This window comes from Delftia sp. ZNC0008 (assembly GCF_000799035.1).
Taxonomy (GTDB): domain Bacteria; phylum Pseudomonadota; class Gammaproteobacteria; order Burkholderiales; family Burkholderiaceae_C; genus Comamonas; species Comamonas tsuruhatensis.
This window is the reverse complement of record NZ_JTKZ01000721.1, coordinates 1-10,637: the sequence shown is the minus strand read 5'-3', so window position 1 is coordinate 10,637 and position 10,637 is coordinate 1. Positions and strand designations below refer to the sequence as shown.

9 protein-coding genes and 1 pseudogene are annotated in these 10,637 nt (G+C 68.4%); 3 read left to right on the top strand and 7 right to left on the bottom strand.

All coding sequences use genetic code 11. The features are described 5' to 3' along the window. The 3 genes from L995_RS32290 to hxpB all read right to left on the bottom strand — a co-directional run. On the bottom strand, positions 1-176 hold a 176-nt coding region (locus L995_RS32290; protein WP_156136118.1), incomplete at its 3' end, for a FecR/PupR family sigma factor regulator. Beyond that, entirely contained in the window at positions 173-793 is a 621-nt protein-coding gene (locus L995_RS23460; protein WP_047473890.1) for an RNA polymerase sigma factor, read from the bottom strand. The genes L995_RS23460 and L995_RS32290, both read right to left, overlap by 4 nt. A gap of 162 nt (positions 794-955) precedes the next feature. Continuing rightward, entirely contained in the window at positions 956-1,651 is a 696-nt protein-coding gene (gene hxpB, locus L995_RS23455; protein WP_231574515.1) for a hexitol phosphatase HxpB, read from the bottom strand. A gap of 116 nt (positions 1,652-1,767) precedes the next feature. Here hxpB and L995_RS23450 point away from each other — a divergent pair, with 116 nt between their 5' ends. Beyond that, on the top strand, positions 1,768-2,277 hold the full coding sequence (locus L995_RS23450; protein ID WP_047473888.1) for a DUF1993 domain-containing protein: 510 nt from the start codon (positions 1,768-1,770) through the stop codon (positions 2,275-2,277). Between the two features lie 28 nt (positions 2,278-2,305). Here L995_RS23450 and L995_RS23445 read toward each other — a convergent pair whose 3' ends face one another. From L995_RS23445 to L995_RS23435, 3 genes are all read right to left on the bottom strand, one after another. Continuing rightward, positions 2,306-3,595, bottom strand: coding sequence for an MFS transporter (locus L995_RS23445; RefSeq protein WP_047473887.1), 1,290 nt, complete (start codon positions 3,593-3,595; stop codon positions 2,306-2,308). A 126-nt stretch (positions 3,596-3,721) separates the two neighbouring features. Beyond that, a complete protein-coding gene (locus tag L995_RS23440; RefSeq protein ID WP_047473886.1) occupies positions 3,722-7,354 on the bottom strand; it encodes a hydantoinase B/oxoprolinase family protein in 3,633 nt (1,210 codons plus the stop codon). Between the two features lie 232 nt (positions 7,355-7,586). Further along, positions 7,587-8,369, bottom strand: coding sequence for a putative hydro-lyase (locus L995_RS23435; protein WP_047473885.1), 783 nt, complete (start codon positions 8,367-8,369; stop codon positions 7,587-7,589). 126 nt (positions 8,370-8,495) lie between these two features. Between L995_RS23435 and L995_RS23430 the strand changes: the two genes are divergently transcribed. Further along, on the top strand, positions 8,496-9,425 hold the full coding sequence (locus tag L995_RS23430; protein ID WP_016447520.1) for a LysR family transcriptional regulator: 930 nt from the start codon (positions 8,496-8,498) through the stop codon (positions 9,423-9,425). Here L995_RS23430 and L995_RS23425 read toward each other — a convergent pair. Then, positions 9,422-10,378 (bottom strand): LysR family transcriptional regulator, encoded by a 957-nt coding sequence (locus L995_RS23425; RefSeq protein ID WP_047473884.1) that lies wholly within the window; start codon positions 10,376-10,378, stop codon positions 9,422-9,424. The two genes, L995_RS23430 and L995_RS23425, sit on opposite strands and share 4 nt — an antisense overlap. Before the next feature lie 114 nt (positions 10,379-10,492). Between L995_RS23425 and L995_RS33400 the strand changes: the two are divergent. After that, positions 10,493-10,637: pseudogene (locus L995_RS33400) on the top strand (tripartite tricarboxylate transporter substrate binding protein); the annotation flags it as partial.

Genomic DNA, 10,637 nt, shown 5'->3' with positions numbered 1-10,637 from the left:
TGCAGGTCCAGCACCGTGCGCCCCAGGCTCTCGAAGATGCTGCGGTGCTGCGGGTCGGCGGCCAGCCAGGCGTCGAGTTCGCGCTCGTCGGCGCCGGTCCAGTCGGCTTCGCGGCGGCGGGCGAAGTAGTCGGCGGCGCGGGCGTGCAATTGCAGGCGTTGCGGGGTCAGCGTCATTCCCGGCCCTCCCCGTCCGTCGCGGCCTGCGCCAGCAGGCCCTGCATCAGGCGCATGTCTTCGGCGCTGCCGTACTGCACGCGCAGTTCGCAATAGGCCATGGCCAGCGTCACATGGTTGTGCACCATGCGGCGCGAGATGCCCATGCGCTGCGCCACCTCGGTCTGCGTGAGCCCGTCGATGCTGTGCAGCACGAAGGCCTCGCGGCGGCGCTCGGGCAGCTCGGCCATGGCCTGCTCCAGGCGGCACAGGCGCTCGCGGTGGTGCGCCGCCTGCAGGGGGTCCGAGCCTTCGCCGGCCGGCAGTTGCTGCGCCAGTTCCATGTGTTCATCCAGCGAGACCGATTCGCGCCCCGGCGCGCCCGCCGAGCGGCGCCAGGCATCGTGCGATACATGGCGGGCGATCACGCGCAGATAGGGCTCCTGCTCATCGGGCGGCAGGGCCTTGCCCGAGGCCGCATAGCGCACGAAGACCTCCTGCACCGCATCCTCGGCATCCTCGCGGTTGCGCATCTGCCGGCCCAGCAGGCGGCGCAGAGGCTGGTGCCAGCGTGCATACACGCGGGCCAGCAGGGAGGGGGCGGCATCATCGTCCGCGCCAGGCACGCGCGCGCTCACGGGCAGGCTCCCGGCACGGCGGTCTGGACGCGGGCAGGCAGGCCAGCATGGGAAACGGACAGGACGAAGAAGAACGGCACGGGCGGCGATTGTACTGAGAATGGTTCTCATCAACACCCTTGCGGCCGGCACGCGCCATGCGATGCGGGTGCTGCGGATGCCTTACCGGTCCGCTGCCCCATGCAGCGCCACCAGCGTGGGCACCACCCAGTTCGGCGCAGGCTGCGCCGCGTCGAAGCACTGGTCCTCGGACGGCACGGCGATGACGGTCATGCCGGCCTGCCGCGCCGCATGTGTTCCCGAGACCGAGTCCTCGAACACCAGGCAGCGCCCGGCCGGCACGCCCAGGCTTTGCGCCGCGAAGTGGTAGATGTCGGGCGCGGGCTTGCCGCGCACCACCTGCTCGGCCGAGACGATGGCGTCGAACGCCGGCCGCAGGCCCAGCGCATCCAGGGTGTGGTGGCACAAAGACAAAGGAGAGTTCGAAGCCAGCGCCACGCGCCAGCCCAGGGCGCGGCAGGCGCCCAGTGTTTCGCGCACGCCGGGCAGGGCCTGTCCATGCGCGCTGACCAGGGCCGCCACGCGCGCGACCACGCGGCTCTCCAGCTCGCGCTGGCTGGGCCCCTGCCAGGGCCGGTGGGCGTACCAGTGCGCGGCAACCTGCGCCGTGGTCATGGGCGCCGTCACGCGGGACATCTCGGCCGTGATGTCGATGCCGACCTCGGCAAAGGACTCGCGTTCGGCACGCTTCCAGAAGGGCTCGGAGTCTATGAGCAGGCCGTCCATGTCGAAGATGGCGGCGCCGAATCCGGCCTGGCCAAGGCCTGCGAACGAGGGAGCGGCTTCAGGAATTTGCATGGCGCGCATGCTAGCGCAGGCGGCAAGTGAAAGCAGTTGCTGTTAGCCTGTGCCGGCTGGCGATGGATGCAGATGCATGCGATTGCCAGCCCTTCACAATCCTTAGCGAGCCCGCAATGACCAGCCCCCTGTACACCGCCTCCATTCCCGTCCTGCAGCAGATGCTGAAGGCCCTGTCCGACGTGCTCAAAAAGGCCGAGGAACACGCCGCGCAGAAGAACATCGATCCCGACGCCCTGCTGCAGGCCCGCCTGTTCCCCGACATGTTCCCGCTGGTGCGCCAGGTGCAGATTGCTGCGGACTTCGCCAAGGGCATCGCCTCGCGCCTGGCCGGCGCCGAGGTGCCTTCGTGGCCCGACACGCAGACCAGCTTTGCCGAACTGCAGGCGCTGATCGCCAAGGCGCTGGACCATGTGGGCTCGTTCGCACCCGAGCAGTTCGCGCAAAGCGAGTCCCGCGAGATCGTGCTGCGCCCCGGCACGCCCAAGGAAAAGAAGCTGACCGCCAGCGCCTACCTGCTGCACTACGGCCTGCCGCAGTTCTTCTTCCATGTGACCACCGCCTATGCCCTGCTGCGCCACAACGGCGTCGAGGTCGGCAAGCGCGACTACATGGGCAGCTACTGAGCGTGCCGGGGCCGGTCTGGCCAGCGCTTCACTGCGCGGCCAGATCCCGGCCTCGCGTCTCCGGCAGGCACATGGCAAACAACACCACCATCACGTAGCCCGCCGTGGCGCAGATGCCGATGGCCATGCCCAGCGACAGGCCCAGCCGGTCGCTGAGCACGCCCACCAGCGCAGGGAAGGTGGCCCCGATGCCGCGGCCGAAGTTGTAGCAAAAGCCCTGGCCGGAGCCGCGCAGTTCGTTGGGGAACAGCTCGGCCAGGAAGGCTCCGGCGCCGCTGAAGATGCCCGACATGAAAAAGCCCAGCGGAAAGCCCAGCACCAGCATCCAGGCATCGGTGATGGGCAGCAGCGTATAGGCATAGGCCAGGCTGCCGGCGCCGATGGCGAACAGCGTGAAGGCCAGGCGCCGGCCCAGCCGGTCGGAGGCGTAGGCACCGCACAGGTAGCCTGCAAAGGCGCCGAAGATGAACATGAACTGGTAGCCGCCCGAGCCCAGCACCGTCAGGTGGCGCTCGTTCTTCAGGAAGGTGGGCAGCCACACGGCAATGGCGTAGTAGCCGCCCTGCATGCCGGTGAACATCAGGCTGGCCAGCACCGTGGTCTTGAGCATGCCGCCCTTGAAGATGTCCAGGAAGTGCCCGCTGCGCTCGCCCCGGCCCACGGCGGCGCGGGTCTTCAGGTAGACCTCGGGGTCCTTGACGGTGCGGCGTATGTACAGGATCAGCAGGGCCGGCAGCAGGCCCAGCAGGAACATGGCCCGCCATGACATCTCGGGCGGCAGAAACGAGAACAGCGCCATGGACACCAGCACGGCCGCGCCCCAGCCTATGGACCAGCTGCTTTGCACCAGGCCCACCGCCTTGCCCCTGAAGGCCGGCCGTATGGTCTCGGCGATCAGCACCGAGCCCACGGCCCACTCGCCGCCAAAGCCCAGGCCCTGCAGCGTGCGGGCCAGCAGCAGTTGGCCCGGTGTCTGCGCCAGGCCGCAGGCGAAGGTGAAAAGCGCGAACACGAGGATGGTCCACTGCAGCACGCGCACACGCCCGTAGCGGTCCGCCAGGATGCCGGCCATCCAGCCGCCGATGGCCGAGGCCACCAGGGTCGAGGTGCCGATCAGGCCGACCTCGGTCTTGCTCATGCCCCACAGCGACAGCAGGATCGGCGTGACCAAGGGCAGCGTGTAGTAGTCGAAGGAATCGACCGCGTAGCCGCCGAACGAGGCCGTCAGTGCGCGTTTTTCCCGGGGTTCGAGCTGGCCCAGCCAGCTGCCCTGCGACTGTTCGCCAGCCAGGGGCTTGGCATTGTCAAGGCTTGTCATTTTTCAGTCTCCTTGCGCTTCGGTATGCAGAAGCGTCTTGCCTTCAATGGCATTGCATCGGTGATGAACCAGGCCTGGCCGGGCGGCCCTCATCCACCACCCGGACAGACCCCTGCAGGCGGCGTGTCAGGCCGCCGTTCCGTAGCCGCCGCCCCCCGGCGTGCAGACCTCGAACACATCGCCGGGCTGCATCTGCACGGCGCCGATGTGCTCCAGCGCCTCGACCTGGCCATCGGCGCGCAGCACACGGTTGATGCCCGGCTGTCCCGGCTGGCCGCCCGCCATGCCGAAGGCCGGGTTCAGGCGTCCGTTGGACAGGATGCTGGCCGTCATGGCTTCCAGGAAGCGCACGCGCCGCACACCGCCGCTGCCCCCATGCCAGCGCCCGCTGCCGCCCGAGCCTTCGCGGATGGCATAGCTGTCCAGCATGACGGGGAAGCGGAACTCCAGCACCTCCGGATCTGTCAGGCGCGAATTGGTCATGTGCGTCTGGACGACGCTGGTGCCGTTGAACCCGCGCTCCACCCGGCCCTCGGCGTCCAGCACCGCGCCCGCGCCGCTGCCGCCGGCAATGGTTTCGTAGTACTGGTGGTGCGCATTGCCGAAGGTGAAGTTGTTCATGGTGGGCTGGCTGCCCGCCATCACGCCCAGCGCGCCGAACAGCGCATTGGTGATGCAGGTGGAGGTCTCCACGTTGCCCGCCACCACCGAGGCCGGTGCATTGGGGTTGAGCATGCAGCCCTGGGGAATGATGACCTTCAAAGGCTTGAGGCAGCCCGCGTTGAGCGGAATGTCGTCGTCCACCAGCGTGCGGAACACATAGAGCACGGCCGCCATGCACACGGCGCGCGGCGCATTGAAGTTGTTGGTCTGCTGGACGCTGGTGCCCGAGAAATCGATGACGGCACTTCGCTCGGCCGTATCGACGGTGACGGCCACGCGGATCTGCGCGCCGTTGTCCAGCGGCAGCGTGAACTGCCCGTTCCTGAGCCGCGTGATGACGCGGCGCACCGACTCCTCTGCGTTGTCCTGCACATGGCCCATGTAGGCCTGCACCACGGGCAGGCCGAACTGCGCCACCATCTTGTGCAGCTCCTGCACGCCTTTTTCATTGGCCGCGATCTGGGCCTTCAGGTCGGCCAGGTTCTGCTGCGGGTTGCGGCTCGGGTACTCGCCGCTTTGCAGCAGCTCGACCATCTCCTGGGCGCGCAGCACGCCGCGATCGACCAGCTTGAAGTTGTCGATCTGCACGCCCTCTTCCTCGATGCGCGTGGAAAACGGCGGCATGGAGCCCGGCGTGATGCCGCCCACATCGGCATGGTGGCCCCGGCTGCCGACGTAGAAGGTCGGAGATGCCTCGCCGGCGATATGGACCGGCGTGATGACGGTGATGTCCGGCAGATGGGTGCCGCCCTGGTAGGGGTCGTTGAGCACGTAGACATCGCCCTGGGCCATGCGCCCGGCATTCCTGCGGATCACCGTCTGGATGCTTTCGCCCATGGAGCCCAGATGGACGGGCATGTGCGGCGCGTTGGCGATGAGATGGCCCCGGGCATCGAACAGCGCGCAGCTGAAATCCAGCCGCTCCTTGATGTTCACCGAATAGGCGGTGTTCTGCAGCTGCAGGCCCATCTGCTCGGCGATGTTCATGAACAGGTTGTTGAAGACCTCCAGCAGCACAGGGTCCACCGTCGTGCCGGCCGCGTACTCGACCTTGCGCGGCACCACCCGGTCCAGCACCAGGTGATCCAGCCCGGTGAGCCTGGCCGACCAGCCAGGCTCGATCACGGTGGTGGCGTTGCGCTCGGCGATGATGGCCGGGCCGGCAATGACGTCGCCGGGCCGCAGGTCCTCGCGCACCACCAGGGCCGCGCCATGCCAGGCGCCGCCGGAGTACATGCGCACGGTTTCGCGGCGCGGATGCTCGCGCGGCGGATGCTCCGGCAGCACCGGCTCGCCGGGCGCATCGCCCGCAATCACGGCTTCGACCGACACGGCTTCCACCACCAGGCCCTTGCCCGCCATCAGAAAGGCGAAACGCTGGCGGTAGGCCGACTCGAAAGCCGACTGAATGCCCGGCAGGGAGCCAAAGGGCACGACCAAGGCGGAATCGGAGCCCTCGTAGCGCACATGCACGTTGTGCCGCACCTGCACAGGGCCTGCGCCGACCTGCCGGCGCTCCAGCTCCGCCTGCGCGCCCGTGCCCAGCGCATCCAGGCATTCGGCGATCAGCGGCAGGGCCTCGGCAGTCAGCGCCAGCTCCATGGCCTGCTCGCGGATCACGGTCTGGTCCGCCAGGCCCATGCCGTAGGCGCTGAGCACGCCGGCCAGCGGATGCACGAACACGCGGGACATGCCCAGCGCATCGGCCACCAGGCAGGCATGCTGGCCGCCCGCGCCGCCGAAGCACTGCAGCGTATAGCGCGTGACGTCATAGCCGCGCGCCACGCTGATCTTCTTGATGGCGTTGGCCATCTGCTGCACGGCGATGCGGATGAAGCCCTCGGCCACGTCCTCGGGAGTGCGCCCCGTCTGCCGCGCCAGTTCCTCGAAGCGGACACGCACGGCCTCGCCGTCCAGTCGCTCGTTGGCGGCAGGCCCGAACACGCTGGGAAAGTAGCGCGGCTGGACCTTGCCGACCATCACGTTCGCATCGGTCACGGCCAGGGGACCGCCGCGGCGATAGCTCGCCGGGCCGGGATGGGCACCCGCGCTCTCGGGTCCCACGCGGAACCGCGAACCGTCATAGGCCAGCACCGAGCCGCCGCCGGCGGCCACGGTGTGGATGCTCATCATCGGCGCGCGCATGCGCACGCCGGCCACCTGGGTCTCGAACTCGCGCTCGAAGGCGCCTGCATAGTGGCTGACGTCGGTGGATGTGCCACCCATGTCGAAACCGATGACCCTGTCGTGCCCGGCCAGGCCCGCCGTGCGCGCCATGCCCACGATGCCTCCGGCCGGCCCGCTCAGGATGGCGTCCTTGCCCTGAAAACTGCCCGCGTCGGACAGCCCTCCGCAAGACTGCATGAAGAACAGCCGCACTCCCGGCATCTCTGCAGCCACCTGCTGCACATAGCGGCGCAGGATGGGAGACAGGTAGGCATCGACCACCGTGGTATCGCCCCGGCTCACGAACTTCATCAGCGGACTGGTCTCGTGCGAAGTGCTGACCTGCGTGAAACCCAACTGCCGCGCAATGCGCGCCGCCATCTGCTCATGCCGCGTATGGCGGTAGCCATGCATGAAGACGATGGCCACGCTGCGCAGGCCGCGCGCATGGGCTGCGGCCAACGCCGTGTGCAGGTGCAGCCCGTCCAGCTCGCGCAGCACCTTCCCATGGGCATCCACACGTTCCACGGCCTCGACCACCTCGCTGTAGAGCAGTTCGGGCAACTGGATATGGCGGTCGAACAGTCGCGGACGGTTCTGGTAGGCGATGCGCAGCGCATCGCGAAAGCCCCGCGTGGTCACCAGCAGCGTGGGCTCGCCCTTGCGCTCCAGCAGCGCATTGGTGGCCACCGTGGTGCCCATCTTCACGCACTCCACCTGATCGGCGGGGACCGGCTCGCCCGGCGCCAGCCCCAGCAGGTGGCGGATGCCGGCCACGGCCGCGTCCCGGTACTGCTCGGGGTTCTCCGACAGCAGCTTGTGCGTGACCAGGCTGCCATCGGGCCGCTTGCCCACGATGTCGGTGAATGTGCCGCCACGGTCTATCCAGAATTGCCAGCGCCTGTCATGGGGAGTGGAGCGTTCTTGCATGGTGTCGGAACCCGTTTGTCTCGAAGTTGAAGTCAGGAAAACCGTGGCCTGGAGCACGGCCCTCCGCCGGTGCCCACCACTGGCGTCCAATCTAAAAGTGCCCCTGGACCGCGTCCATCGAGAAGTTTTCGCCCCCTCTGTTCACGAAAACTGAACAGGAGCGGCCCCTTGCCGGCCAGCGACGCAAAGAAAAAGGCCCGCCGAAGCGGACCCATGCCAGGCAGGCAGGCCGTCAGAACGCGGCCAGATGGCTGTTGCGCAACTCCGTCACCAGCATGTGGCCCGGCTCGTGCGTGATGGCGAATGGCAGGGCCGCCGAGCGTATGGCCTGCTGGGGCGTCACGCCGCAGGCCCAGAACACGGGAATCTCTCCCGGCCTGAGCGCCATGGGCTCGCCGAAGTCCGGCCTGTCGATGTCGGCAATGCCTATCTGCGCGGGATCGCCCAGGTGCACGGGCGCCCCATGCACGCTGGGAAAGCGCGAAGTCACCTGGATCGCACGGATGGCCTGGGCGGCCGTCATGGGCCGCATGCTGACCACCATCCGGCCACCGAACCGGCCCGCCTGGCCGTTGGCAATGTCGGTGATGAACATGGGCGCGCCCCGGCCTTCATCGATGTGGCGCACGGGCACGCCCGCCTCGCGCAGCGCGTCCTCGAAGGAGTAGGAGCAGCCGATGACGAAGCCCACCAGGTCGTCGCGCCACAGCTCCGTGAGGTCATTCACCTGCTCGGCCCTGTGACCATCGCGAAACACCCAGTACGAGGGCAGGTCGGTCTTCAGATCGATATCGCCCAGTTCGGGCACGCGGCTGCTGCCGGGCTCGGTCACGCCGATCAGCGGGCAGGACTTGGGGTTGAGGCGAGCAAAGCGCAGGAACTCCTCGCTGCACTCGCGCGGCAATATCGCCAGGTTGCCCTGGGTGTAGCCGGGGCACTGCCCGGCCGTCTGCCCGCGAAAGCGGCCGGCGCGCACCTCCTGTCGGAACTCGGTCGGATGGGTCCAGTGCGTCATGGGTGAGCCTCTATTGAGTGGAGATGCCTCCCAATGTAAAAAGCAGCAGGCCACCGGTCCACTCAGGAATTGTGCGCAGCCTCTCCCAGAAAAACTGAACAGCCACCGCAGCCCGCGCAGACCCCCATGAACATCCGCTTTCTGGAAACCTTTGTGCTGCTGGCACGCATCGGCAGCGTGCGCCGCGTGGCCGAACTGGTCCACGCCAGCCCCGGCGCCGTCTCCATGCGCATACGCGGGCTGGAGTCGGACCTGGGCGTGACCCTGTTCCACTGGGACCGCAAGACGCTGCAGATCACCGACGCCGGCGCCCGGCTGCTGCGGCATGCGGAGGCCGTCATTGAAGCCGCACGCACCCTGGAGCGTGCCGCCAGGTCCGACGACGCCATCGGCTGCCGCCTGCGGGTCGGCGTGCTGGAGACGGCGGTACACACCTTCCTGCCCGAATTCGTCAAGGCGATGGGCGCCAGCCTGCCGCACATCGAGCTGGACCTGACCGTCGATCTGAGCACCCACCTGTCGGAGCAGATGATGCGGCGCGACCTGGACCTGATCGTGCGCACCGGCAGCGGCGTGGACCCCCAGTTCGCCGTGGTCGAAAACCTGCTGGAGGTGCCCGTGCACTGGATTGCCAGGCGGGGCCTGGTGCCCAGGAAGGATGGACTGCACAAGGCGCTGGGCAAGCAATTGCTGACACAGATGCGCGGCACCGGCCCCTACGAGCAGGCCGTGGCCATGGCACAGCAACTGGCCGTGCAAAGCGGCATGGTCTCCAGCGATCTGCGCATCTCGGGATCGCCCTCGCTGGCGGCCCTGGTCTCGCTGGTGCGCGAGGGCCTGGGCGTCGCCATCATGCACGGCATGCTGGTGGCGCCGCAGCTGGCAAGCGGGGAGCTGGTGGAGCTGGATCTGCCCACGCCGCCCTCCTTTCGCATCACCACCTGGTACCCCAAGAGCCCGCCGCCCGGCGTCACCGACACCGCCCAAGTGCTGCGCCGCGTCTGCAAGAGCTACTGCAAGCGGGTCAGCCCGCATCTGGTGCGGTACATCGGCTAGGGCGCGGATGCCGGCGGCGGCTCCTGCCCGTGCAACAGCGCCAGAAAGCTGGCGGCCGCCTGGCTCAGCGGCCGGTCGCGGCGCACCAGGCTGCCGTAGGACTGCAGGTTGCGGCGCATGCGGTAGGGCAGGATGCGGACCATGCCGTGCTCGGCATGGTCGCGGGCCACGGCCTGCGGTATCACGGCCACCAGATCGGAGTTGCGCACCAGGTTCATGGTGGTGAGGATGGAGCCCGTCTCGATCAGGCCGCGCGGCAGCGGCAGGCCGTGGGCCTGGAACTCCTGGTCGATCAGCGCGCGCATGGGACTGCCCGGCGGCTGCAGCACCCAGCCATGGGCCTGCAGCTGCGCAAAGCTCACGCTGCGGGCACGCGCCAGCGGATGGCCGCAGCCCGCGATGATGGACAGGGCCTCATCATCGAGCGAGCAAAACCGGTGATCCGCGTCGGACGGCCCGGCCGGACGGCCCACCACCACCTCCAGCACCCCGTCCTGCAACTGCGCCAGCAGCCGGTCGCTGGTGTCCACGGCCACCTCGATGGACAACAGCGGCCACTGGCGCTTGAGCGCCAGCAGCGCCTGCGTGAGGCGGCCCGGCGACGCCGCCATGATGCTGCCCACGGCCAGCCGCCCCGCGCTGCCTTCGCGCAGTTCCTGCAGCTCGCGGTTCAGCGCCTCCATGCCGCCGCGCAGGTGGCGGAAGTAGCCCGTCACGCGCTCGCCGGCGGCGTTCAGTTGCAGGCCGCGGCCCACGCGCTCGAACAGCGGCAGGCCCAGCGCGCCTTCCAGCTCATGCAGCATCTTGGTGGCCGCCGGCTGGCTCAGGCCCAGCCGGGCTGCAGCGCCGCGCAGCGTCCCCTGCTCCTCTATGGCCAGCATCAGCGCCACCTGCCGCATGCGCAGGCGGTTGAGCAGTTGCGGCGTGCTGTCCCTGCGGTCGATGGAGCCCATGGAAGTCCCTTTGAATTGATTGCCTGGAGTTATCCATTCATCAGCAATTTTCAGTTTACGGCAATCAATTGCCTGCCTAGCATGGGCCCACAACAAAAGCACCGGAGACAAGACATGCAACGCCGCATCCTGCTGGCCGCAGCCGCCCTGCTGCCCTCGCTCGCCACCGCTCAAACCCCGCCAACCCCGCCCGACTGGCCCGCGCGGCCCGTGCGCATGCTGGTGGGCTCGGCCCCGGGCGGCGGCACGGATGCCATGG